A 25,267-nucleotide genomic window follows, 5' to 3' on the forward strand; every position below is an offset into this window, starting at 1 on the left:
TTTTAACGATGAGTGATTAAATAGCTTTTGTCGCCTGTGTGAGCCACTCAAGTTCAGTGCCAGACATTAAAGGCGACAGGGTATTAAACACTTTCTGATGGTAAGCATTAAACCAGTCGATTTCGCCTTGGGTTAACAAGCTCTTATCGATAAGGCGTGCATCCATTGGGATCAGTGTTAAGGCATCAAATTCATACATTTCACGTTCGGCGTCCTTTAATGCTTCACAATGCTGCACCACCACTAGGTTTTCTAAGCGAATGCCAAAGCAGTCGGCGCGGTAATAACCGGGTTCGTTGGATAACACCATGCCAGGTATTAAGGCGATGGCATTAAGATTTTTACCAATGCGCTGTGGACCTTCATGCACACTTAGGAAATGGCCGACGCCATGGCCTGTACCGTGGTCGTAATCAAATCCATGTTGCCACAGATATTGGCGTGCAAAGGCATCGAGCTGTTGCCCTGTCGTGCCTTTAGGATAGCGGGCTTGGTCCAAGGCGATATGGCCTTTAAGTACCAGTGTCACCATCTTTTTCTGTTCATCACTCACTTCGCCAATGGCGATGGTGCGGGTGACGTCCGTGGTGCCATCAATATACTGAGCACCAGAATCCACTAAGTAGATGCTGTTCATCGTCATCATCGCGGGCGTGCCATTGTTATGGTTATAGTGACACATGGCCGCATTGGCGCCAGCGGCGGAGATGGTGTCGAAGCTTGGCTCGCGATACTTGGGATCTTCGAGGCGGAAACTTTCTAACTTGTCCGCAAGAGTGGCTTCATCGTGCAGACGATTAGCCGCGACTTCGGCATCGAGCCATGCAAGAAAACGACTGACCGCAACACCATCACGGATGTGGCTGGCACGCATACCTGCTAATTCGGCGGCATTTTTTTGGGCTTTAGGCAGAGAGACTGGGTCGATACCGGCAATCAATTTGGCGCCAGCATCGCGGGCGAGATTTTGCGCCCAAGCGTTAGCAGAGTTGGGATCGGCCAGCAGTTTCACGCCCTGCAAACTTGCCAAGGTATCGGCAAGGGCAGCTTCGCTGTTAAAGCTCACTCCTGTTCCTACATGCTCTTCAATGCCTTCAGGGAGTTTGCTTAAATCGGTAAACAGTTGCATATCACCATTGGCATGGAGCAGGGCGCAGCCGAGCACGACAGGGAGGCGAGGTACATCATTGCCACGGATATTGAGCAGCCAGCAGAAAGAATCTAATGCGGTGATCAGCGCGACATCGGCGCCCGCTTTTTTGACTAAGGCACCAATCTCGGTACGCTTTTGCAAGCTGGTTTTGCCCGCACTGTCGTCACTAAATAAGGTGATAGCTGCGCTCGACGGTGCAGGTCGATTTTGCCAGTGCTTATCAATAGGATTTTGCTCTACGGCCACTAACTCTATTTGTGCTTTGGCAAGTGTGGCTTTGGCGTTTTCAAACCAGGCTAAAGTGTGTAAACGGGCATCAAATCCAACGCGTGCACCTGCGGGTAACGTGTCGCATAGCCATTCGATTTGCGGTGTGTCGGTCAGGCTTTCATAGCTAAAGAGGTTGGCATCGACCTGTAAACGCACTTGTACCGTATAACGACCATCGGTAAAAATGGCGGCTTTGTCTTTTAGGACAATCGCCATGCCCGCCGAACCCGTAAAATCCGTCGCCCAGTAAAGACGCTCGTTGTGTTCTGGCACATATTCCCCTAAATATTCATCAGCGCGGGGGATGATAAAGGCATCTAGGTTGGCGTTTGCTAGCTCACTACGAATAGCGGCAAGACGGTTGGCAATCTTATTGTGTGACGACGATGGTAACGACATAGGGGCTCCAAATGATGGCATGGGCTACACAGGTAGGCTGCCAAATTATCATGGGTAATGCTGGCAAAAAGGATGCAAATTGACGGCGATTATCGCAAGCTCAGCAACTAAGATGCAAGATATGGAATAAAGGATTTTGTATACAATTTTGTGTTTTAGCCGACATTTTGTGAGCAAAATGGCTGTGATCTTTCGCAAACAATTAAATTGAACTGTTAGCTTTATCACTCAAAAGTTGTTACTAATTCTTACAAATTAGATACTTAACTTTTATTCAATCGCCAATATTGGCCCATTATGCTAACATTCGCCATCTCCGCTCGGGGTCAGAGGGGAGCACATGTATCAGTGGAGTTGGCGATGCAAACATTAACAATAGACGTGGGCGGTAGCAAAGCCCTGTTCGAACTTCAACTCAAGGGGCATACAGAACAATATAAAATCCCCACGGGTGAAGGCTTTAAAATAGAAGACTTAAATAATCAAATCGCGGCACTAGAACGGGATTATGATTTACAGCATTACCATTTAGCGATCGCTGTACCAGGACTTGTACAACAGAATCGTTTGGTATCCTGTAAATCCTTGCCTGGTCTGAATGGACTGAGTTTTGATACCTTGAAAACCCAAGGTCAACTTAAGTTTATCTGCAATGATATTGACGCGGGAATGCAGGCAACCTGTGACGAAAAATATGCCTGTGAGTTGTTAGTCATGTGTGGCACCGGTATCGGTATGTCGATTGCGTTTAACGGCAAAGCATTTACTGGTGCAACTGGGGTCGCAGGTGAATTAGGGCATTGCCGGGTGATGACTGAGTCGGGTGAGTTTAGTTTAGAGCAGCTCGCCAGTGGTGATTCTATCCGTAGTCGTAAGATTTCCACTGCCGATGATTTATACCGTTCTGGCACCTATCTCGGTATGGGATTGGCGTGGGCAGTAAATCTCTTTAATCCCAATCGGATCTGGTTAGCAGGCGGCATGATGAACAGTGCGCCCTACTATAAAGGGTGTCTGGATAGTTTAAGACGCATGGCCTTGAGTGCGCCATTAGCCGAAATGAAGATTAATCGCGTCGATGATATGGAAACCTTGGTTTGCCGTGGTTTATCAGTGATCTTGGCAAGGGATTTTTCGGATAAGGCTGATTTGTAAAAAGTAGAGATGGAAATAAACGAAAGCCCTGCAATGCAGGGCTTTGTTTTTAATGCAAAATTAATTAATCTTCAACAGTTCCACATCAAAAATCAGCACTGAGCCGCCGCCAATTTTACCCGTGCTGCGATTGCCGTAGGCAAGATCGCTGGGAATAAAGAAGCGATACTTGTCGCCTTCAACCATCAATTGCACCCCTTCGGTCCAACCTTTAATCACCCGATTGAGCGGGAAGGCAATGGGGTCACCGCGTTCAACGGAACTATCGAATATGGTGCCGTCGATCAAGGTGCCATGGTAATGCACAGTTACGGTATCGCTCGCCTTAGGATGAATAGTGCCAGAGCCTTGATTTAACACTTGATATTGCAAACCTGAAGCTGTGGTAACCACACCTTCTTTGGTTTTGTTTTGCGCTAAAAATTCATTACCTAAACGGATATTTTCCTGCGCTGCTTTTTGGTTGTTCATCGTGGTAAAGAAGTAAAAAATCACCCCAGCAATCACAACAACGGCAAGTAACATTTTCATTTTAAGGAGCACCTCAGTCAATTTTGGCCATGTTATCAGTTTTTTAGCGTGCGAGGCTAGCTATGATCACGTACGTAGCAGTGGATGATTCGCGTTACATTTTCTCACGCTTTAAAAGCACCCAAAGGCTTTATCCCGCTTTAGAGATCGCTTAAGCTGTGACATTAGACTCTACAAAAACTCAATAAAAACAGATAAAAAGAATAAATAAGGACAGTCCTATGTTAACCAAAGCAGCAAAACCTCTGGTCAAGCTGGTCGACCGTTATTTACCCGATCCCTATATCTTTGTCTTACTCCTCACGTTAGTCGTGATGATCTCGGCCGTGGTGGCCGAGCAAAAAACACCCCTGGACGTCATCAGCTACTGGGGCGATGGTTTTTGGGCACTGCTGAGTTTTTCAATGCAGATGCTATTAGTGCTGGTGGCGGGATTTATGCTCGCCAGCTCGCCACCGATTAAAAAATTGCTTGATGCGATTGCTGGATTCGCTAAGTCTGCGCCGCAGGCGATTATCTTAGTGACGTTGGTTTCTCTGGCTGCCAGTTGGATTAACTGGGGCTTTGGTTTGGTGGTCGGCGCGTTATTTGCCAAAGCGTTAGCCCGCAAGTTACGAGTGGACTACCGTTTGTTGGTTGCCAGTGCGTACTCGGGTTTTGTGGTTTGGCACGGTGGCTTGGCGGGTTCGATTCCGTTAACCATTGCCACTGCTGGGCACTTTGCAGAAGCACAGATTGGCATTATTCCTACCAGTGATACCATTTTTGCCAGTTTTAACTTGCTGTTAGTGTTGATTTTATTTGTGGTGATGCCGCTGGTAAACCGCTTTATGTTGCCAGAAGACAAAGACAGCATCTATATCGACCCTAAGGCGCTTGAAGATGTGAGCAGTGAAGAGAGCAACACAGGGCATGCGCCAAACGCGATGATGCGTCCCGCGGATAAATTAGAAAACAGCCGTTTACTGGGCTGGAGTGTAGGCGGCGCAGGGCTGGTGTACTTAGGTTATTATTTTGCGGTGCAAGGCGGCAGCTTAAACCTTAATTTAGTTAACTTTTTGTTTTTGTTCCTCGCGATTGTGCTGCATCAAACGCCACGCAGTTTACTGCTTAGCCTTAACGAAGCGATTAAAGGCGGCGCGGGTATTGTGATTCAGTTTCCTTTCTACGCTGGCATTATGGCGGTGATGATGCAATCGGGATTAGCCCAAAGCATCTCCGAAGGATTCGTGGCCATTGCCAGCGCTGAAAGCCTGCCATTTTGGAGTTTTATCAGCGCAGGCATCGTGAATATTTTTGTGCCTTCGGGCGGCGGACAATGGGCGGTGCAGGCCCCGATTATGTTGCCTGCTGCCGAAGCCTTGGGCGCCGATGTGGCACGTGTTGCCATGGCTGTAGCATGGGGTGATGCGTGGACGAATCTTATTCAGCCTTTCTGGGCACTGCCTGTGCTGGCCATTGCCGGATTAAAGGCGCGGGATATTATGGGATTTTGTTTAATGCAGTTGATTATCACAGGTGTGATTATCAGTATCGCGTTGAGCTGGTTTTAAAGATAAACCGATAGCAGATTTTGTATTTTTGAGAATAAAAGGGCAATTTAAAATTGCCCTTTTTTATTGGCGATGAATGATTAAAACCACTTTTGTGGGTATTGGCGGCTGCAAAGTAAGTTGTGATACAGCCAACCAAAAGCGAGAATGAGCGCAACACCACTGGCGACGGGCATATACAGAAAATCCCAGTGCTGCGCCGTGAGCATAACAACCAGAGGATTTGCTCCCGCGGGTGGATGTACTGTATGGGTTAGCATCATCACCGCTATGCCTAATCCGACCGCAAGCCCTAAGGTTAGCGGGGATACTCCCAAAGTATTTAAAATTATCAGTCCTACCAGACTCGTGAGTAAGTGGCCGCAGAGAATGTTTCTCGGTTGAGCGAGTGGACTTTCTGGTAAGGCAAACAGCAACACCATAGTGGCGCCAAAGGGAGCCATTAACCAAATGGTTTGCGGTGTTAGCTGTTCAAGCGCGGCTAAACTACTGATACACAACATGGCTCCACACCCTGCGAGCAAGGCCATCTTTAGATTCTGTGGATTGATTCTTTGCATCGTTTCCTCCCATTTATGGCTGGTGTTAAGCCCTTATTTTGATAATGAATTGTGGACGTGAATGCTCAGCAAACCATCGCCGCTAACATGCTGTGGTGTTCCGTGTTCACTCGTGATTTCACTATTAACTTAATTTAGTTACCGAAGTAGACAGATTTGTCTGTATCTGTGAATCTTCTCACGAGTAGACTGATTTGTCTACTTGTGAGAAGATAGGACTCATATTTGTTAGCTAAGATTTGCTAACGAATGTTTACCAAAGAAGAGGAATGAGTTGATGCAGGGCACTGAGAGTCAGGCAGGTACGCCATCGGATAAACGGCAGCAATTGGTCACGACCGCCTTTAAACTATTTTATTTTCAAAGTGTTCATGGAGTCGGGATTAATCAGATCCTGCAAGAATCGGCGATTGCCAAGAAGACCCTGTACCACCATTTTGTCAGTAAAGATGAGTTAGTCAAAGCTGTGGTTCGTTATCGCGACGAGACTTTTTATCAATGGCTTAGCGAACGAGTGAACGCATCGCCAGCGGGACGAGAGGGCATTCGTGGGTTATTTAGGGCGCTCGATGATTGGTTTAATCAAAGGGTGCCACAGCTGTGCGAATTTCGCGGCTGTTTTTTTATCAATGTCAGCGCCGAATTTACTGAGCCGAGTCATCCGGTGCACCAACTCTGTGCTCTGCATAAACAGCGAGTGGCGAGTTTAATTGAGCGGCAAGTGTCGGCATTGGGCTTGCCAGAAGCTAAGACCCAATATCTCGTAGCTGCGATAGGTTTACTTAAAGAGGGCGCGATAGTTTCGGCACAATTGAAGGGTGAAACTCAGTCAGCACTGTTGGCACTGGCAGTGGTTGAGCAGTTACTCGATGCTGCGACTTGTGCTGTTTAGATAAAAGGGCTATCCACTTAGCACGACCAACCACTATATATTGTGGTTATCGATTTTTAATTGATTGGTACGTTATCGGCTTAGAACGCACTGCTTGCTCAAGCAACCTGTAGAATAATAATCCCCGAGAATCTGACTTTCTTCTGTTGAAGCGAAATGTAAATTCATCTAAATAATAATCAAGTTGCTTAGCCTTTACCGCACCTTGATACGTACCTAAAAGCCATCTTTTACATAATGATGAGACTCGATGCACCCCAGCCATTGTTTCATGTGCAGGTACAGATGAACCTAAATGCACCATCCGATTATGCTTATATCCTTTTTTGTCTATTTGCTTGTATGCTTGAGAACCATCACTACAAATTGTGCTACCAGGCTCTATTACATCTTGAATGAATTGATGGATATGTTCTTTAGTTGCACTTTCTACTTGCCTTAAACGTATCCGCCCAAATCCAGAGGGTGATAGCAGCTCAACAGCCACCAAAACTATAGCTTTACGCTTACCCTGTTGATTTTTAATAGATGATTTTGGAATGACCCCACCTATTAATGTTTCGTCAACCTCTACGATGCCGGACAGTTTATCTCTTTCAGGGTCAACCATGGCATATCTTAACTTGTGCATTAAAGACCAAGCAGTTTGATAACTCCCAAGACCTAATAGCCTTTGGACTCCAAGAGCGCTGACCCCATTCTTTTGATTTGTAATAAACCAGACAGCTGCAAACCAACTTTTCATGGGGGTTCTTGTTTTGTCAAAAAGTGTACTTGATGTTACTGAACACTGAAAACGGCAAGCATGACATTTTAACTTGCCATTACTTAACTGATAAGGTGATTGATGGCTCGAACAGCTTGGGCAAATGAATCCGTTTGGCCAACGAAGTGCGTAAAGGTAGCTAGTGCAAGATTGTTCATCATGAAACCAATCAACAAATTCGTCCCAATTTGTAGGGTAATCGACGCCAGCTTTTAATAAATACGATGAAGTTTTCATTACTACATATTGACACTGGTGGCGCTAAATGGATAGCCCTTTTAGATAAACATATCTACAGCGCCAGTTTTTATGCCATAACCCAGTACGGCTAAGTTAGCGACAACGGTGAGCCAGAAGACGTTTCTAAATGAGGCTTTAACGGACTTGTGCCTTAACAGGTTTTGGGCAAACAGGGCGCCGGGCCAACCGCCCATGAGGGCGAGCAGATGCAAAGTGCTTTCTTTAGTGCGCCATTTACCGCGTTTTGCGGCGGATTTATCGATAGCGTAGGCGATAAAGGTCAGCAGGCTCAGTGTGAGGTACATGCCTGCAATACCGTAGGGCAACATATGTTGCTGGGCCGCGCCGATTAAGCCAGCAATAAAAATCACCACCAATAACAGCGGCATGATGCTTGAGTCTGGAGCGGCTGAATTGGATTTTTGAGTGCGTCTACTTTGGGTGCGATGGTTCTGAGTGCGACTGTTCTGAGCGCGATGGTTTTGTGGTCGATTCTTTTGAGAACGATTTGTTTGAGGTGAAGCACTGTTGCCCGTTTTGGCAGTTTTTTTGTACGTCATTATTTGGTATCAATCTCGTGTCAGTATTTTGAAGCTTGCTGGCGTTCTAGTGATGCCGCGTATTTTTTAAACGCGAGGTGGCGCCAAAGTTTTTCCAATGGCCCTTGCTTGAAATAGCGTAAATACAGGCTGGCCAACAGTAATTGCACTACTGAATAAACCAGCGCTATGGCCATGTATCCCCATCTATCTAAGCTCAATAGCAATTCGGGAGCTAAGTGTCTAAACACTAACACGCCAACGATGGATTGCAGAATATAAAGGCTAAAGGCGAGTTTGCCCACATTTTGCAGTGGTTTTAGCACGGTCGAGCGATTTTGGCAGATGCTAACGAGGATATGGATATAAATCAGCGCCATTGGAATGGCACTCAGCATGACAATAATGTCTGAAAACATCACCAGCATGGGATTCTGGGTTAAACCTAACAGGGTATCCATGGTGGATAACACTAAGCTGGCTAAAGCGAGTTTGAGTAAGGTATTACGGTTAAATCCCTGTTCAAAGATGCCCTGTCGATAAAGTGCCATGCCCAGCAACATTAAGCCTGCCGTAAACCACATTAAGGTAAAAGGGAGCGCCAACGCCGTATAGCCCACTTGAATTAAATGCAGTAGCAGTTGATTAGGGTAGCTTGATGTCCAAGCACTGTATTGCTCGGCAAAAAACGCGGATTCGCGGGTAAAGAGTTCGTCACTACCGCTGAGGGCGAGCAAGCAGGTAATCACTAAGGACATGAAAATAAAAATATTCGCCTTACGTTTTTGTTCAGCAATGGTGATATCGCGGTAACAGAGTGCTAAAAAACCACTGATCCCATAGGTCAGTAAAATATCACCCGACCAAATGAGAATACCGTGGATTAAGCCAAAGATAATTAACCATTTCAAACGTGAGCGCAGCAGGGGATAAGCGGCCAAGCCCTTGGCAGTAAATTTCTGATACTGGATGTAAAGTCCCACACCAAACAGCATTGAAAACAAGCTAATAAAGCGGCCTTCAATAAAAAAATTGCTAAAGGTTTGGAGGATCTGATCCCAGAGCAAGGGAATTTGGTGAGGCGCATAGCCATAAAAACTAATGCCCATAAAGTAGATATTCATAAAAAATATCCCCAAGACGGCTAAGCCTCGAATCGCATCGAGGTTAGCATTGCGGGTACTTGGGATGGGCTGATGGGGGGCGTTACAAACGGGTTGGTTATTCGCCAATATCTTCATTCCACAGTTGGGGCTTGGCGGCGATAAAATCGCGCATCAGTTGTTTACACTCGGGATTATCGACCACAGTCACATCAACGCCGCGGGACTGGACATAGGCTTCAGGGCCTTGGAAGGTGACATTTTCACCCACCACCACTTTGGGGATGCCGTAGAGCAAAATGGCACCGCTACACATATCGCAGGGGGAGAGGGTTGAATAGAGCGTGGCCTTTTGATAATCGGCGGCGGTTAATCTGCCAGCGTTTTCAAGGCAATCCATTTCTGCATGGAGCACAGCGCTGCCTTGTTGAACGCGCTTATTGTGGCCACGAGCGATAATTTTACCGTCAATCACCAATACCGAGCCAATGGGAATACCCCCTTCGGCTAATCCTTGTTTGGCTTCATCAATGGCGGCCTGTAAAAATTCATCCATCTTGCACCCCAATGTAGGTTGTTTGGCTTAGCATAGCAGTGCGTAAGGTTTGGGCAAGACAACTTAAGTTGCTATCTTGCTTAACGATTAACCTTGGCTGCTTGACGATTAATCTTGGATCGCTGGCGTTAACTTATTTTTGCGGCTTTTCTGAAATCCACAATTTGATATGTCCCTTCACGACCACGACGCCTTGGGTGTCATAGGCGGTCACGGGAACTAGCATATCGCCGAGGGTCCATTGCTCGGGCGTGACTTCGGCAACACATAAAATGTCGCTGCCCGCTTTGGCGGTTTAATCCACACTCATGCCCTTAGGGATCCAACGTAAATGGGCTGGTATCGAGGCTTCGGCCATCACGCCCATCGCCATTTCGAGACCATTACAAATCGCGATCACATGCACGGTTTTTATATGATTATGAACGGCATGACGTTTTTTTATCAGGCAGGCGCAGCGGTTAAGCTGTAATTCAGTAATCAATGGTTTGATGCTGCCAAAATAAGGCGCCATGCGTGACACCATCATTGAGAAGATTTTCTGGCCAAAGGGTAATCCTTGGGTCTTGTGGTAAAGCGCAAGGACTTTATTTGGCTTGATGCGAGTTTCTGTATGGGTACTCATGTTTATCCTTCATCGGAGTGCAAACTTAGGGCGATAATCTTAGGCCAGCGATGATGTGAGGTCTTATGGCTGGCTTATCTTTTCTGGTCGGATGAGTGTAACATTGAGATAACAATCATTGCCAGTCGACTGGATTAAGCAAACTTCATTTCGCGGTTTTTACGCTAACACCGTATAATCGCGACAAATTTGTTATCACAGACAAATCATATTGATTTAACAACAAGGACTCACAGTGAACTATTTGCTGACCTATTTTAAGGGAATGGCCATGGGCGCGGCCGACGTGGTGCCAGGCGTTTCGGGCGGCACCATCGCCTTCATTACGGGTATTCTCGATACCTTGCTTGAAAGCGTTAAGCGCATCAATCCATCCCTTTGGGGCGTGATTAAGTCGCAGGGGCTAAAAGGCGCCTTTGTGCATATTAATGGTGGATTTTTAGTGAGTTTATTGGCGGGGATCCTGACCAGTATTTTTACCTTCGCTAAGCTAATTTCTTGGTTGCTGGTGGCGCATCCTATCCCGATTTGGTCATTCTTCTTTGGCTTAATCATTATCTCCGTTGTGCATATGCTCAAGCAGGTCAGTGGCTTTACGCTGGCGCGTTTAGGTTTATTTGCGCTTGGTGTGTTAGTGGCGTGGGCGATTACTGTGCTCAATCCGGTCGCAGTTGAAGCCAGTTACCTTAATCTCTTCTTTGGCGGTGCGATTGCAATTTGTGCCATGGTGCTACCGGGGATTTCTGGCAGTTTTATCTTATTATTGTTGGGGTTATATCCTGTCGTGTTAGCGGCGGCGAAAAATATCCAACTCGATATTTTGGCTTGTTTCGCAGCAGGAGCGGTACTTGGCCTGTTAACTTTCAGCCATTTACTCTCGGCATTGCTGCGTAAATACCACGATGCGACCGTGATATTTTTAACCGGATTGATGCTTGGCACCTTAGGCAAAATTTGGCCTTGGAAACAAACCTTAACCTGGCAGACTAACTCCCATGGCGAACAAGTGCCGTTGCTGGAGCAAAATATTTCGCCGCTTAATTTTGAGCAAGTGACTGGCCAGCCTTCACAACTGTTGTTCGCCATTGTCTGTATGTTAGCGGCTATCGCCTTAGTCTGGGGTTTGGAAAAGGTCGGCAGACGGGATTAGCCTTTTATCATTTCACCATCAAATTCAATAAAAGCAGCGAGTATCGCTGCTTTTATGTTTTAAGGCCGATGGAATGTCTCGACTTTAGGGCAATGTCATTTTTGCCCCGCTTTGGTTACAATCCCCGTTTAGCGTACTCAGTCGCGTTATGTTCTAGTTAAAACTCAGTGAGAGTTTGTCGTTACGATAAGGATATAGTTGTGGAAAAAAAACAGGTCTCGTGGGTTGGCGTGGCGCTGGCAATTTTTGCCTTAGGGCATGTGGTTAACTTACTCATCGATAAACAGGATGCTGAAATATCTCCCGAATTAAAACAGCAAATTTCCGACACGATATTGGCTCACAGACCACCATCCGCCGCGAATAATGTATTAACCTCTACTCCGAATAATCTTCAGGTAACTGACGAGTCCCACAAAATCCCTATGCCGGCCCACTTAGCCCAAGTGAGTCAAATCTACAGTAATCTCAGTGCATTTGCGGCACTCAAGCAAGATGGTACTGTGGTGGCATGGGGCGATCCTGACTGTGGTGGCGATATCAATAATGCCGCAGAGCCTCTAGTCAATGTAAAACAGCTATACGCGGCGGAGAATACCTGTGGTTTTGCGGCCTTAACCCGTGATGACAAACTTATCCCCTGGGGTATGGGGATGAAGCAAGTGCTTACAGGTGTTCGTTCTTTTGTGTTGGCAGAGGGACTTTATGCGGCCATCAAACAAGATGGTAGTGTAGTGAGTTGGTCTAACCTCGATTCAACTCCTGCCGAACTGAGCTCGGGTCAATATGCAGCGCCTGCAATGACCAATATTGACACAGTGTTGATTAATAAAGGTGCCTTTGCTGCCTTAAAGCAGGGGGGAGCAGTAGTGACCTGGGGCGATGCTGCTTATGGTGGCGATAGTCGCCACGTGGCCTCTGAGCTTAACCATGTCGATTTGCTCTATGCCAACAATAATGCCTTTACCGCGAGGACGGCGACAGGGAAATTAGTGTCTTGGGGTGGGCTCAGCGATGATCAAAAAGGCCGCGAACAACTTGCAAAACTCAACCAGTTAGCGCCTGCCGTGAAAGTTGTCAACACGGAACATGGGTTTGCGGCGCTGCTGGCGGATGGCAGCGTATATGCGTGGGGTGAGGGGGAATTGACTGAGTATCACGTTGCGTTTCCAGCGCGTTTGTCTACCACAAATCGCACCAATAAAGTGATTGATATTTATGCAAATCGTGGCGCGTTTGCCGCCCTAACCATCAGTCGTCAACTGTACGTATGGGGCAGTAAATTCAATGGTGCTGATACGTCTGTCCTACAAAATAAGTTGCAAGACGTGCAAAAGGTTTATCCCTTTGAGGAGGGCTTTGTCGCGCTACGCAGGGATAATACGGCCATTGCTTGGGAAGGCTGGGAATTGGTAGGCAAGCAACCACGTTATCAAGAAGTCACTCAGGTAAACAAAGTGGTGACCTATGAGCGGGAGTTTGCCTTTTTAAAGCAGGATGGCACTGTAGTCGATGGCCACTCTGGACCCAAAACTAAAATCACCCAAGCAACGGATATTTTCCCGACAGGCTTAGGGTTTACGGCTAAACGCCAAGATGGCTCGGTTGCGGTATGGATGGGAGATAATGCTGCGGTGACCTTAGATAAACAAGCCGTTGATTTGAGCCAAATGCGCGACATTCGTAGCAATTTGCTTGATGCCATTGCGTTAATGGCCGATGGCACAGTGCAGACATGGAATATGATGGGCTTTAGCGGACAAGCTGCGCAATAACCAACGCAAATACAATAAAACCAAAGGGCTAAGGTTATTTACACCTTAGCCCTTCTAATCAAGCGAGGCTTTTTTCGCTTTCAGCTTGATTAGCTTTGATTTCCCGCAAGTACCGATAAATCGAATGCACTGAAATCCCCAATCGAGTGGCAGCCACTTGGGCGCTGTCCTTGAGTTCGAAAATCCCTAACTCATGGAGTTGATTGACGATTTCGCGGCTCTTTTGTGAAGCTGAAATCGCGGGATTAGCACGTATCTCATGATTCACACTGTCGATGGTGCTATGGAGTGCCTCATCGATATTGCGGGCAAACACCTCGGGCGAACTGGTGAGTTCACTGCCAAGGAGTTGCTCTGGCATCATGGTGCGCAGTACTGACTGCAGTGGCGCGTCCATATCGGTATTAATGCACAGTAGCCCAATCGGCAGGTTTTTGGGGTTACGGATCACCGTGGTGATCGATCTTAACGTCTTACCATTGGCGCATTTTGTGAGATAAGAGTTGGAAATATCCTGACCGGTTTTGAGTTTGAGCAAGGCAAGGTTGGTAATGGGCGCACCTACTTCACGGCCTGTGACATGGCCATTGGCAATTTTTATTACCGAAGGATGTTTAGCATCTAAACTGTGCAGCACCACCTCAGTGTGCTCGCCATACATGGCGGCAATCCCATCGACGATATTTTCGATGGACTTGAGTATATCCAGATCGCTTTGGGTTAGTTCTTGCAATTTCACTCTTTTGGCCTTTTCATCAAGCTCTTATCACGGATAAGTACTTTATTCCGACATGATGTTGATAATGGTGACATCCGTAGAGGACATGCCGTTAAGGACCATTTTGCCAATGTTCTTAATGGTTTTTTCAACATGATTGGCGATGATGCCTTGTCCTGACACGTTTTGGCTACTGAGCGCCATCAAGAACGAACGTACCGCTGCACTCGAAGAGGTGCTTACCTTCATGGCGCAGGAGGCTTTGGCGCCATCGCAGACCATGCCTGAGCTATCGCTGATGACGTTTTGAATCGCAAAACAGGATTGCTCGAAGCTGCCGCCCGCTAAATACACCATCGCCATAGAGGCCGCCGCGCTGGTGACGGTATTGCCACAAAATGCCGATAATGGCGGGTAGTGGGACTTAATATAAATCGCCCCTAAATGGCTCATAATCAGCGCGCGCGCCAGTTTTTCTTCACTGACTTTATAACACTGGGCGGTGATCACCACCGGAATCGTGGCCGCAATCCCTTGATTACCACTGCCTAAATTGCTCATGGCGGGCAGATTAGCACCGCCCATACGCGCATCCGAAGCCGCCGCAGTCAGCATCACAATTTTATTGAGTAAGTCTTCGCCAATAATCCCCGCGGCAATACCGTTTTTCATGGTGCGGCCGACTTCTAGCCCATAGGGTTTGGACATGCCTTCATCGGATAATTTACTGTTTAATTCAGAGGCTTTAAGGATAAATTGGATTTCTTCGAAGGGCACTTCTTCGGCGAAACGGTAAATCGATTCAATGTTGATATCTACACCATCACAGATAGACCCCGTCGCCTTCGCTTGAGCGTTATCCGCAGTGAACACTAACTCACCATTTAAGCGTTTTTCCGCAATTAAGGTATGTCCGCCACAGATTTTCACCATGGCCTCTTGCTCACCGGAGGTTAAGGTCACGCAGCAATAAATAAATTCATCGGTCTCGGTACGCTCAACTTTTACCTTTGCAGCATCAATTAAGGCTTGAGCCTGAGCAACTTGCTCGGGGGTAACGCTGGCAAGCACTTCTAGGCCAGCATCGGCGTTGCCTGCAAGAGCGCCCGCTGCCGCGGCAATCGCTAGACCGATTTTACCCGTGCCAGGTACATACACGCCCATTGAGTTTTTATAAAGATTATCAGAGACCTGTACCGCAATTGAATCAGGATCATCATTTAATAATGTACGTGCTACCGCGGCTGCGTAAGCCGCAGCAATGGGCTCAGTGCAGCCTAAAGCGGGTTTAACGACTTGATTGATGATTTGAATATACTGCTGCCATTGGGGTTTCATCGGGCTACAACCTTACAGATGCTTAATCGTTAACGTGAGCGATGGCTTCGATTTCCACTTTGACGCCCAGTGGAAGATCTTTCACCGCAAAACAGCTGCGCGCAGGGCAGTCGGTTTTAAAATAGGTTTTATAGACTTCATTAAAAGCGGCAAAGTCACTGATTTCACTTAAATAACAAGTGGTTTTAAGCACAGTATCAAGGCTGCCGCCGCCAGCTTCCAGCACGTATTTAAGATTCTCAAGGCATTGCACCGATTGCTCGCTAATGCCGCCATCAACAACACCACCTTTGTCTTTGCATACTGGCAACTGTCCGGAGGTAAAAATCAGGTTGCCATAACGCGTGCCGTGGGAATACGGACCGATAGCGGTAGGAGCGCGCTCTGCGTGAATAATGCTTTTCATCATGAATTACCAAAGTCTAAATTTGCAACATTATTTGCATTTTTAGTCGATAGAGCAATCGTTATTGCAAATATTTTTTAGCAAGCGGTTAGTGGCTTTGGTTTTATCTTTAATTTATCAATTGGTTGTGCTTGTTTATGGTAATGATTGACGATTCTCCACTTGTTTTTGGACTCAAATGAATTTGCATCCGATGTTAGCGCATGTTGACTTTGGCAGATGAACAGTTGGCCGCCGCTGACTGGTGAGTACGTGGTAAGTGATAGATAAATAAGTAAAATCCCATCGACAACGTTGCTATGCGCTCATCAGAATAACGTTATAACGAGTTAAACGGTATGCTCTCAGACTTTCCTTAAACATGATTGTGACAAAATGTCGCAATGTCGTGCGTTATTTCACGCTTTTATGTGCTTGTGAATGGATTTCTCACATCTCGATTTCATTCTCATTCTCTGTGCTCTTGAGGTCCGGATGGGAGTTTTTATAATCCTTGCCAAGTACTTTAGTTGTCTCTTTTTTGCTAATACTAGGGCGTGTTGACGTTTCAGGGTTCGTCTGGCAAGCCCTTGCTCTTACTTTCTGTCATAAGAGCAGCTCCTCATTTGAGTAGTATAACGACACATCATTCCTCGTTTCGCGAGCACGAGCTTGCTAGAACGAACAAAATTTAATCTCGAAACGTCAACACGCCCTAATAAGGAAGGAATACCGAATGCAAAGACGTGATTTTTTAAAAGGTGCAGCAATTCTCTCGGCAGCAGGAATCGTTATGCCAGTATTGGCGGCCTCAACACAGACGAGTGCAGTGACAGATAAAGGTGTTGGCCGTCGCCGTTTTACCTTAACTAATACCTATCAATTAGCCGCGCCAGAAGGCTCATCAGGCGTGGTGAAGTTATGGGTGCCATTGCCCGAAAACACGGCCTTTCAACAGGTTGAAAAACTTAACTTTAGCGGCACTTATCAAGATGCTTATATCAGTGCCAATAACCATTATGGCGCCAAAACCCTGTTTGCCACTTGGCCCGATGCTAAAGGTAAAATGACCTTAACATTAGAATTAGTGATAGAAACCCAAGATTGGGAGCCCCTTAAAAGTGGCGAGTTAAGCCATTATCGCGCGCCAGCAAAGCCTGAGTATCCTGCTGAAGTGGCCATCTACCTTAAGCCAACCAAGCATATGCCAGTGGACGGTATTGTGAAGCAGACCGCCGATAAGATTGTGGGTAAGGAGACCGAACCGCTTAAACAAGCACAACTCATTTATAACTGGGTGAGTGCCAATATGTACCGTGATAACAGTGTGATAGGTTGCGGTAATGGTGATGTGGCCGCGATTCTTGAAAGTGGCAAACTCGGTGGAAAATGTACTGATATCAACTCAGTGTTTGTGGCACTGATGCGCGCAGTGGGTGTGCCCGCCCGTGAAATGTTTGGCATTCGTTTAGGCCAAGCCATCAAAATGGGTAAATACTCCAAAAAAGCCTTTGGTAGTGCCGACGAAAAAGGTGTTGCCGATGTCACTGGTGGCCAACATTGCCGTGCCATGTTCTACCTTGCTGGTTATGGCTGGTTACCCGCCGATCCTGCGGATGTGACTAAAATGCGCCTCACCGAGAACAAGGAACATAGCGATCCTGCAGTGCAAGCTGTGAATGACTACCTATTTGGTAACTGGGAAATGAATTGGATAGGCTTTAACTATGGCCGTGACTTTGACTTATTCCCCGCCGCAGAGCAGACTCCACTCAACAATTTTGGTTACCCTTACGCTGAAGTGGATGGCGACCCTGTAAATTACTATGAGCCAAAAGTATTTGCCTATGACTACCAGTCAAGCGAGCAGCGTTAAGCAGCTGTTTGCCACCATGGCCGCCGCAGTGATTGCGGCGGTCGCCTCCAGCCTTTGCTGTATTGCGCCCTTAATCTATTTAGTGTTTGGCGTCTCTGCGGCGGGGCTGTCGGGGTTATCGAGTTTAGGTTGGTTACAAGTGCCCATGTTGATCCTGTCAACCGGGCTAATCTTGCTTGGGTTTTGGCGTTTGTACTTTGCCAAAAAACCGCTTTGCACAGGCAAGTTTAGCCGAGGACAAATGTTGCTCATCTACTGGCTTAGCGTGCCGATTGTGCTGGCCTTTCAGCTTTATCCTTTTGTTTTACCTTGGTTGCTTGAGGTGTTTGAATGAAGCTACTATCACGTATCACACGATTGACTCTATTAGTCATCACATCATTGGGATTTACGCCCTTCACTTGGGCAGACAATCTGTTGGTCACACTCGATGTTAAAGGTATGACTTGCCCATTGTGCGTCACCGTCGTCAATCAAGCCCTGCGCAAAACCGATGGCGTGATTAAAGCCAAAGCCAATCTGAAAACCGAGCAAGCGGTAGTGACAGTCGCTGAGGATTATAACCTCGACAATCTGCTAAAAGCTGTTGATGCCACCGGATACAAAGGCAGCATCAACAAGGTCGAAAAGCAGAGCTGAGAAACTTTTATCCGTTCGAGCGAGTCGTTAGAGCAGGCTAATCTTGGCTTTCTAGAACGGCTTTTAAGCGCGCAAAGGTTTTCATTGAGTCCGTGGCTAACATCGTTTGATAGGCTGGATTTTGGGCGTGCAACTCATATTGATTCGGCGCTGTTTTTCTAACAACGCGGAGCAAATACTGGTTATCACCCGTATCGTCTTGGGTTTCGATTGCCATGGTCAAGTTAGAGATAGACCCTGCGCTCTCTGGCGTGACCCATTCCAGCAGCAATAAATCGCCATCTTGAATTGGATTTTTACCCCCATTCATCGAATTGCCAGACGCGGGGGCAACAAAGTGCCGTTTCGGATCAAGCAAACCGTAGCCAGAAGGGACGCAATAGTGCTCAGCATTTTGTGCTGAACCGTGCTTAAAGTGGCCACAGGCGATTTTCAGTTCAGGATAGAAGGGCAACAATGTTCCTTCTGTTGATGGCGTTGACTCAAAAGGCAACACCTGCGCCAGTGGTTTTGCTGTCGTGTTGGTATTTCTGGTGTTGTTAGTGCTGGCATTGCTCGTGTTCACCGTGGCTTTTTGCTGCGGGCGTTGCACATATTGTGCTAAACGCAAATCGACTAGCTCTTGTACCCAGTCATGCAGCAGTTCGATATCCGCTTCATCTATCGTAAATGTAGCCACAAAACGCTGCTTAGCGTCTATTTGAAACCACGGCGGTGTTTTACTATTGGCCTTTGTAAAAGCGTTAATTGGGTTGTTTTTCCAATAAGTTAACCAGCCTTTATCCTGAGCCTTAAATTGCTTGGCGGCCTGCGTTAATTCCTGCGCCATTAAATCGGGTCTGCGACAAAATACAGCATGACTACGTTCAGCAAGTGCCGCAAGCGTGGGCGGATTGCGTAAACCATCGAGTTCGAGCAGGGCTTCGAGCAAAATGGCTTTGAAGGATTTTGTCATGGTGGTGGTTTCAACTCCATGCAGCAAAAAATCACCATAACGCGTCACCATATCCGTGAAGCACGGCTCAGCCTCTTGGCTGGCCACGAGGTGGAACCAGCTTTGTGCTTGTTGACGCACTTTATTCATCTCAACCCCGTGATGGTAAAACTCGCTGGCGGTGGGACGATGGGCTAACTGGTTCGCAAGTTGTTGATATTCTTCTTGCACAGAAAAGCGCAACCGTTTAACTAAGTTTTGCCAAAACTCAATCAGTTCCAGATCAAAATTGACATGACAACCTTTGGGTAGCGCGTTGACTTGATTGAGATTTCTTAATACTTCCCGCAGACTGCCAAGGTTATACAGTGTTGTCGGCCGATTTAAAAATGACTCGTGATTACCAATAAAATCAAGCACAACCAGTTTTTGCTTTTGGGTTTGATGGCTAAGACGCAACCCTCGACCTAACTGCTGCAAAAACAGGATTTTTGACTCGGTTGGACGGATCATCAAAATCGTATCAATCGCTGGCAGATCCGTGCCTTCATTAAATAAATCGACAGAGAAAATAACCTCGATACTTCCTTGCGCTAACCATTGCAGTGCTTGATTACGGCGCACTTTTGAGTCGCTGTAAACGGCGATGGCGTTAATGCCTTTGCTGGTGAAATACTTGGCCATAAAGTCAGCATGTTTTTTGGAGACACAAAAGGCTAAGGTGCGACTTTGCTTACTCTGCTGCCAATGATGCAGAACATGGGTTGCGCGGCGTTGGGTGGCAAGGGCATTATCCAAAGCATCGGGATCAAACTTGCCGTTTCGCCAAGGGATGTCTTGATAATTGACCGCTTGATCGTAAATGCCGTGATAATCAAACGGCACCAGTAACTTCCCATCAATGCCATGCACTAGATTGCGTTCAAACACCAGATTGTTATCGCATAAACTAAGGATATCCGCTTGATCCGAACGCTCTGGTGTGGCGGTTAAACCAAGGAGAAATTGGGGACGAAAATAGGCCAGCAGTTGGCGATAGCTTTTGGCTGCCGCGTGATGGAATTCGTCCACCACAATATAATCGAAATGATCGGCAGCAAAGCGCTGTAGATGCTGTAGCTTGCCAAGGGTGGCTACCGATGCAAACAGATAGTCCGTCTTTTCATCTTGATTCAAGCCATTATACGAACCTGTTTTTGCTTCAGGCACCAATTGGTTAAAGGTCTTTTCCGCTTGAATAAGGATCTCTTCTCGGTGGGCAACAAATAGTACCTTTTTGGCTGCAGTTTGCAGGGTATCAAATGCGGCCAACCAGGTTTTGCCCATGCCCGTTGCCAGTACTACTAATCCTCTGGTGAAACCCTGTTCACGGCTCGCCTTCAGTGCTGCTAATGCCTCCATTTGTACGGCATTGGGCGTTGGCGGCTCGATATGTTCTTGTTCTTCGTAAAGACTAACGGCGGCAATCCCCCGTTGTTGCTTCGTGTGTTGGTAGCGACTAAGGTAGCTGTCGATCCACACATGGGTCAGCACCTGACTCTCAGTGTGGTTAAAAATCGCCTCAAACTGCTTACGGATATGGGCAAACTCAAGCGCTGCGGGTGAGGTGAGTGGCAGCTCAAAATCATGGCGTAAGGCCCATTCATGGCTGTGTAATAACGCGGTTTTACTGATGTTATTAGAGCCTATCCATGCGCAACCTTCGATTATTTCATCCTGCTCACTACGGATAAAAATGTACGACTTCATATGAAAGCTTTGCTGGCCGCACACAAATATTTTGCACTGGGCACCACGTTCGGCCAGTAGCATCAAACGGCGCAGGGCAACAGGATGGCTGATGCAGAGATAATCCGACGTTAGCAGTTTTAAGCTCGCACCACTTTGTAAGGCATCAAGCAGCGGATCAAACAGTAAATCGAGACCTGACGGTTGGATAAACGAGACGGAAATTTCGATTTCACTGGCGTGATTAATGGCTTGGATCAGCCTTGGTAGCAAGGGATCGTTTGCACCGCCGTAGGACAGTTTTTTGCCTGAGTAGAGTGAGGTTTGTTGTTCTATCATGGTTTACCGCTTAAGGAGTACTGCATTGAGCCACTGTTCGTTTTCACGTCCAACGCGTAAATCGGTTGTTAGCCAGACTTTATCAATCACAAGTGGCGAACCAGTTAATAGCTCGGCTAAGAGTGCTTCATCACAGTGGGTAAAGCTGCGGCCATCACGTTCGACTTCACCCTGTCCATATTTGAATGAGCAGTAAAACGCACCGCCTGATTTCAACATACTGGCAAGATGCGCGAAGGCATCTGGTAGTGAGGCTTTTGATACATGCAGCAGTGAGGCACAGGCCCAAATACCGTCATATTGCAGAGTCGATGTGAACTGCATAAAGGTGGCAACCCTAACAGGCTTGCCGAGCAACTGCTGCGCGAGCGTGGCAAGAGCTGCACTGGCATCAAAGGCATCAACGTGAAAACCAAGTTCGATCAATCGTTTACTGTCTCTACCTGAGCCGCAACCTGCATCAAGTACGCTGCCACCTTTCGGTAAGTAAGGGGTAAATTGTTCAAGTAGGGAGGAAGAGTCAACTTCTACCGTCGAGGCATAAAACGAGCTGGCGTTTTGATTATAAAAATCGATGGACATAAAGACTCCTTATCAGCCTGTCGATAGTAGCTTTTTAGTCTTTATTGTTCAATGCGTTAGAAAGTATGATGTTCAGCCTGAGTTTGAAAGGGTGAGTTGTTAAGTCTCGCGCTGGCGGGGAATGGCAAGGGGTTAACAGGTGAGTGTTAACCCCTTTTTTGAAGCGTTTTACTTCGGTTTTTTAAATCATTTTTTGAAGAAAGCTTCGTTGGTGCCGTATGGGCCTAAGTTTAAATCGCGTTTGCGGATGGCATCTACGCGGTCAAAGGCTTCTTCGGCTACGCGTAGGTTTTTAACATCCTTACGCCAGTAGTATTTAAATCCATCAAAGTGCGCGTTGTTTGGATACCAGTAAAACACACCTAAACCTTCTTTATTGAGGATTGGGGTGTTGTGGATATGGGCACCAGGAATATAGAAGTATTGACCTTTGGCCAGTGTTTCAAATTTATTGTTCGCCAATGTTTTACTGGTGCCGTTGACCACGTAATAACACTCTGGTTGACCGTGGAAATGTGGCTCATGGTCTGATTTTAAACCATTGGTGATACCAATTACGACAGGGCTATCTGATAGCTCTTTCCAGATATAACCCACAGGTGAGTTTTTAGGGTCGCAGTTTTTGGCTTCGAGCACGTTACCGTGGTCATCCAAGGTTTTACAAAAACGTTGGTCTGCGGCAATGCTGTCATTGGGTTTGATAGTGTTAAAGTCGATTTTGCCAGCTTCCCAATCGGCAATGTAGGCCTCGATTTCAGGGTTGCTGCACTGCTCTGGCATCGTGTTTTGCGGCACATAGGGCGTGCTGTCGTACGGTACTGGCGTCATTTGTTGATAGGGCAGTTGCGCGTGGTTACATTGTGGGCCTTGAGCCATAACAGCTGTTGAAGTTAGTGCCGCTAATCCGAAAAGCATTTTTAATTTCATCATTCCAATCCTATTTTAAATCGCTTAATGGCGATATTGTGTTGGTTATTTTGTTACGTGACTAACAATAAAGTGATTGGTTAATGGTAAAGGTGAATTGGATCACGCCATGTTTTGAGTGGCAAACTTATTCGTGACTTTACTCGCGAATAATCTTACCGTCCGAGCCGTTTTAGAGCTGCAATTGTATGCTTAACTGCGCGTAGTTGGACTTTCCCTGCTGCGCATTGGGATGGACTGAGCTGTTGTTATCCTCAATTTGATAGCGGCCAACTTCAACACCTAGGGTGAGTGCTTGGGTTAAATTGGTAAACAGATTCACACCAAAGTGGCTGCGATCCGTTTGTTCTCTCTCAGTGCTTGTGTGTCCAAAAAAGAGTGTCGAACGGGTGTAGTCAGTCCAAAAGTGCCGGTAGGCAAACATGGCGGATGTCGTGGTTTCTAATTCTCCTTGGATGATATCGCGCGCGGCATCGGTGCCGACATAACGACCTAGGTGGCCGTAATGCAATTGCAGGCGCAGATCATCTTGGCCAAAGGTAAAGAGTTTGGCAGCAAGGGAGAGCCCGCCAGCCCATTGTGACGTGCCTGCAGGATCTAAATAACGCACTAAGCCCGAGATAGACACATTGCCCCACTCGCCGGATTGGTTGTAGCGGGCAATCATGTCTGGGATATAGTCATGACTGGTATCAATCCAGTTAGGTTTTGCTGGTGTGGCGTTGGTTATTCCATCCGTTTGAGCTTGAGTGCCGTAGGTGTAGGGATTTTCGAGGGCGAATTGCCATTGTTCGGTGCTGTATCGGATAAGTGCTTGTCTTACCATGGCTTGTCCAACTAATGGCCCACCTAAATCGGCTGTTTCGGCAAAGGTACTGGTATTGACTAAGGTTGACCAAGTTTGCCCAGCGGTGATGCCTTGATAACTGATATAAGCATGCCTAAGTCGTGGACTGTAGGAGTTGGAGATAATCGGGTTTCCTTGGCTTGAGCCGACAAAATCGATTTCGGCAAAGGCTTTGGCTTCATCGGTGTTGAACGACAGGTTAAAGCGGCTTTCTTGGGCGCCAAATTGGGTGCGTTTGGTGTGTTCGACAACGTTGCCTCCGCCTGTCCAACTGTCTTGAAAGGCCACATTGCCTTCAACAAAGCGGGTGTTGGCCTTAATAAATCCACCTAACTGCACATCGGCGGCATACAGTGAGGATGAACAGATAAAATAAACGGCAAGTGTAGGTAAAGATTGTAGTTTCATCGTTCACTCTATGGGGAAAACGTAAAAAAAAAGCCCTAACGAATAGGGCCAAAAAAGTTGAGCAGTTTAAAACGGCAGGGAGGAGGGACGTCCTAAACTGCGCAAATATTAGAAGTAGTAACCAAAGTTGATGTTGATACGTTTATCCCAATCGTTACCGACTTCAGGTAGGCCAACGTGGTCGTTATTGGCTGTTGAGAAGGTCATGTTTTTACCCATCACAAAGTCAATCATGGTGTAAGTTGGGCCAGCAGAAATCGCCATACCGGTGACGTTTTGCATGCTGTTGTCATAGCTATCGTCATCAACATCAGGCGTCATTAAACCAAAGTCGTTATAAAACTTAATGTTGCCCCAATCTGTGTTAACGGTTTTGGCAATGTTGATGTTATAGGCTTGGCCCTTAGAGGCGATTTCATATTGCCAGCTCACCACCGATACGCCAATTTTGTTGTCGTCGATAGCATCTGCAGCATTGTATTCATACTGCATGGCTTGCATTTGTAGGTTCCAGCCGTTGTAGCTGCTGTCTAAATGCAGGGCTACAGCATAGCGGTCGCCATTATTGCCGGTTTTGCTGTTGTAGATTTGACCAACCTGTACTGAGCCGCCAACTGTCGTTGAGCCACCTTCGTATTCCGCGGTGTAGGTTTGGCGTACGTTGAGTTGGTTGGTTTCTTCGTTGTTGTATTCAGTGCCATTGATGGTGCCGGTATACAAGTCAGTTGAATAACGCTTGTTTTCGGTTGGGCCGTATTCGGCGTTTTTATAAAACGCTAAATCGGTATGCCAGCCGTTTTTCTCATAGGTCGCTTTTAAGCCGATGTCATGGTCATCTTCAAAGCCTAAATAGTAAGGTAGGCCAAACCACCAACTGTTAGAGATAAACTCGCGGTTACCAAAGGGCACTTTGTTAATACCAAATTGCAGTTGCCAATCTGGATTGATGTCGTAATAGCCATAACCATACTTGATATAGTTTGTGCCTGAGGTAAAACGGTATTCTGCCGCGAGACCGAAATCGCCTTTTTTACCATCGAATTTAATTGCGGCCATATCGAAGTTAAAGTCACCGCCTTTATCTTTCGATTTTTCATCATAATCGCGATAGCCATAGTTAACGCGCACTGCACCGCCAACATTGATGCCATCTTCTTGCTCAGCAGCAAAAGCGCTAGCTTGGGAGAGTGCGATAGCCGTTGCCACCATGGACAACATAAACCGAGTTGATTTTTTCATCATCATTACCTTTTTTAAGTTTTTGTATTATAAAAAATTT

General features: G+C 46.7%; 23 protein-coding genes and 1 pseudogene. 8 read left to right on the forward strand and 16 right to left on the reverse strand.

What is annotated here, in order from left to right; genetic code table 11:
• Positions 1-16 precede the first annotated feature (16 nt).
• A complete protein-coding gene (locus tag SO_RS06445) occupies positions 17-1,822 on the reverse strand; it encodes an aminopeptidase P family protein (RefSeq protein ID WP_011071595.1) in 1,806 nt (601 codons plus the stop codon).
• A gap of 360 nt (positions 1,823-2,182) precedes the next feature.
• Between SO_RS06445 and SO_RS06450 the strand changes: the two genes are divergently transcribed.
• Positions 2,183-2,977, forward strand: coding sequence for an ROK family protein (locus SO_RS06450; protein ID WP_011071596.1), 795 nt, complete (start codon positions 2,183-2,185; stop codon positions 2,975-2,977).
• Between the two features lie 60 nt (positions 2,978-3,037).
• On the opposite strand, the gene SO_RS06455 is transcribed toward SO_RS06450, so the two are convergent.
• Positions 3,038-3,508, reverse strand: a complete 471-nt coding sequence (locus tag SO_RS06455; RefSeq protein WP_011071597.1) for a BamJ family beta-barrel-assembly machinery protein — start codon at positions 3,506-3,508, stop codon at positions 3,038-3,040.
• 221 nt (positions 3,509-3,729) lie between these two features.
• Here SO_RS06455 and SO_RS06460 point away from each other — a divergent pair, with 221 nt between their 5' ends.
• The gene (locus SO_RS06460) at positions 3,730-5,061 is read left to right on the forward strand and encodes a short-chain fatty acid transporter (protein ID WP_011071598.1); all 1,332 of its coding nucleotides are present in this window, start codon (positions 3,730-3,732) and stop codon (positions 5,059-5,061) included.
• An 80-nt stretch (positions 5,062-5,141) separates the two neighbouring features.
• Here the strand turns inward: SO_RS06460 and SO_RS06465 are convergent, their stop codons facing one another.
• Complete coding sequence (locus SO_RS06465) at positions 5,142-5,621, reverse strand: HPP family protein (protein ID WP_011071599.1); 480 nt, start codon at positions 5,619-5,621, stop codon at positions 5,142-5,144.
• A gap of 277 nt (positions 5,622-5,898) precedes the next feature.
• On the opposite strand from SO_RS06465, the gene SO_RS06470 reads away from it, so the two are divergent.
• Entirely contained in the window at positions 5,899-6,513 is a 615-nt protein-coding gene (locus tag SO_RS06470) for a TetR/AcrR family transcriptional regulator (RefSeq protein ID WP_011071600.1), read from the forward strand.
• Between the two features lie 46 nt (positions 6,514-6,559).
• On the opposite strand, the gene SO_RS06475 is transcribed toward SO_RS06470, so the two are convergent.
• The 5 genes and pseudogenes from SO_RS06475 to SO_RS06495 all read right to left on the reverse strand — a co-directional run bounded on the left by SO_RS06475 (position 6,560) and on the right by SO_RS06495 (position 10,342).
• Positions 6,560-7,516 carry an IS1595-like element ISSod11 family transposase gene (locus tag SO_RS06475; RefSeq protein WP_011071113.1) on the reverse strand — a complete coding sequence of 319 codons (957 nt, stop codon included), beginning with the start codon at positions 7,514-7,516 and terminating at the stop codon, positions 6,560-6,562.
• A 41-nt stretch (positions 7,517-7,557) separates the two neighbouring features.
• A complete protein-coding gene (locus tag SO_RS06480; RefSeq protein ID WP_011071601.1) occupies positions 7,558-8,079 on the reverse strand; it encodes a DUF1294 domain-containing protein in 522 nt (173 codons plus the stop codon).
• 20 nt (positions 8,080-8,099) lie between these two features.
• Positions 8,100-9,290: a DUF418 domain-containing protein gene (locus tag SO_RS06485; RefSeq protein ID WP_238560553.1), complete on the reverse strand. Its 1,191-nt coding sequence runs from the start codon at positions 9,288-9,290 to the stop codon at positions 8,100-8,102.
• On the reverse strand, positions 9,280-9,717 hold the full coding sequence (locus tag SO_RS06490) for a nucleoside deaminase (RefSeq protein WP_011071603.1): 438 nt from the start codon (positions 9,715-9,717) through the stop codon (positions 9,280-9,282). The genes SO_RS06485 and SO_RS06490 overlap by 11 nt, the downstream gene beginning before the upstream one ends.
• Before the next feature lie 133 nt (positions 9,718-9,850).
• Positions 9,851-10,342: pseudogene (locus SO_RS06495) on the reverse strand (hotdog fold domain-containing protein).
• 235 nt (positions 10,343-10,577) lie between these two features.
• Here SO_RS06495 and SO_RS06500 point away from each other — a divergent pair.
• Together SO_RS06500 and SO_RS06505 are read left to right on the forward strand one after the other, a co-directional pair.
• Positions 10,578-11,492, forward strand: a complete 915-nt coding sequence (locus SO_RS06500; RefSeq protein WP_011071604.1) for a polyprenyl-phosphate transporter — start codon at positions 10,578-10,580, stop codon at positions 11,490-11,492.
• A gap of 200 nt (positions 11,493-11,692) precedes the next feature.
• Entirely contained in the window at positions 11,693-13,267 is a 1,575-nt protein-coding gene (locus SO_RS06505; protein ID WP_011071605.1) for an RCC1 domain-containing protein, read from the forward strand.
• A 58-nt stretch (positions 13,268-13,325) separates the two neighbouring features.
• On the opposite strand, the gene SO_RS06510 is transcribed toward SO_RS06505, so the two are convergent.
• Genes SO_RS06510 through SO_RS06520 form a run of 3 tightly spaced genes read right to left on the reverse strand, consistent with a single transcriptional unit; the run spans position 13,326 to position 15,729 of the window.
• A complete protein-coding gene (locus SO_RS06510; RefSeq protein ID WP_011071606.1) occupies positions 13,326-14,006 on the reverse strand; it encodes a helix-turn-helix transcriptional regulator in 681 nt (226 codons plus the stop codon).
• 42 nt (positions 14,007-14,048) lie between these two features.
• Positions 14,049-15,323: an L-cysteine desulfidase family protein gene (locus SO_RS06515; RefSeq protein WP_011071607.1), complete on the reverse strand. Its 1,275-nt coding sequence runs from the start codon at positions 15,321-15,323 to the stop codon at positions 14,049-14,051.
• 22 nt (positions 15,324-15,345) lie between these two features.
• Positions 15,346-15,729 carry a RidA family protein gene (locus tag SO_RS06520; protein WP_011071608.1) on the reverse strand — a complete coding sequence of 128 codons (384 nt, stop codon included), beginning with the start codon at positions 15,727-15,729 and terminating at the stop codon, positions 15,346-15,348.
• 715 nt (positions 15,730-16,444) lie between these two features.
• Here SO_RS06520 and SO_RS06525 point away from each other — a divergent pair.
• The 3 genes from SO_RS06525 to SO_RS06535 are packed head-to-tail and all read left to right on the forward strand — an operon-like array spanning position 16,445 to position 18,223.
• Entirely contained in the window at positions 16,445-17,584 is a 1,140-nt protein-coding gene (locus SO_RS06525; RefSeq protein WP_011071609.1) for a transglutaminase-like domain-containing protein, read from the forward strand.
• Between the two features lie 16 nt (positions 17,585-17,600).
• A complete protein-coding gene (locus tag SO_RS06530) occupies positions 17,601-17,918 on the forward strand; it encodes an Hg(II) uptake system permease component MerT family (RefSeq protein WP_011071610.1) in 318 nt (105 codons plus the stop codon).
• A complete protein-coding gene (locus SO_RS06535) occupies positions 17,915-18,223 on the forward strand; it encodes a heavy-metal-associated domain-containing protein (protein ID WP_011071611.1) in 309 nt (102 codons plus the stop codon). Before SO_RS06530 ends, SO_RS06535 begins: the two co-directional genes overlap by 4 nt.
• A 37-nt stretch (positions 18,224-18,260) precedes the next feature.
• Here the strand turns inward: SO_RS06535 and SO_RS06540 are convergent, their stop codons facing one another.
• The 5 genes from SO_RS06540 to SO_RS06560 form a co-directional block, all read right to left on the reverse strand.
• On the reverse strand, positions 18,261-21,224 hold the full coding sequence (locus tag SO_RS06540) for a DEAD/DEAH box helicase family protein (protein WP_011071612.1): 2,964 nt from the start codon (positions 21,222-21,224) through the stop codon (positions 18,261-18,263).
• Between the two features lie 3 nt (positions 21,225-21,227).
• Positions 21,228-21,806 carry a class I SAM-dependent methyltransferase gene (locus SO_RS06545; RefSeq protein WP_011071613.1) on the reverse strand — a complete coding sequence of 193 codons (579 nt, stop codon included), beginning with the start codon at positions 21,804-21,806 and terminating at the stop codon, positions 21,228-21,230.
• A gap of 186 nt (positions 21,807-21,992) precedes the next feature.
• Entirely contained in the window at positions 21,993-22,736 is a 744-nt protein-coding gene (locus SO_RS06550; protein ID WP_011071614.1) for a cupin domain-containing protein, read from the reverse strand.
• 169 nt (positions 22,737-22,905) lie between these two features.
• Positions 22,906-23,988 (reverse strand): hypothetical protein, encoded by a 1,083-nt coding sequence (locus SO_RS06555; protein WP_011071615.1) that lies wholly within the window; start codon positions 23,986-23,988, stop codon positions 22,906-22,908.
• Positions 23,989-24,096: 108 nt separating this feature from the next.
• Positions 24,097-25,230 (reverse strand): porin family protein, encoded by a 1,134-nt coding sequence (locus SO_RS06560; protein ID WP_011071616.1) that lies wholly within the window; start codon positions 25,228-25,230, stop codon positions 24,097-24,099.
• Positions 25,231-25,267 lie beyond the last annotated feature (37 nt).

It is taken from the genome of Shewanella oneidensis MR-1, from assembly GCF_000146165.2.
GTDB classification, from domain to species: domain Bacteria; phylum Pseudomonadota; class Gammaproteobacteria; order Enterobacterales; family Shewanellaceae; genus Shewanella; species Shewanella oneidensis.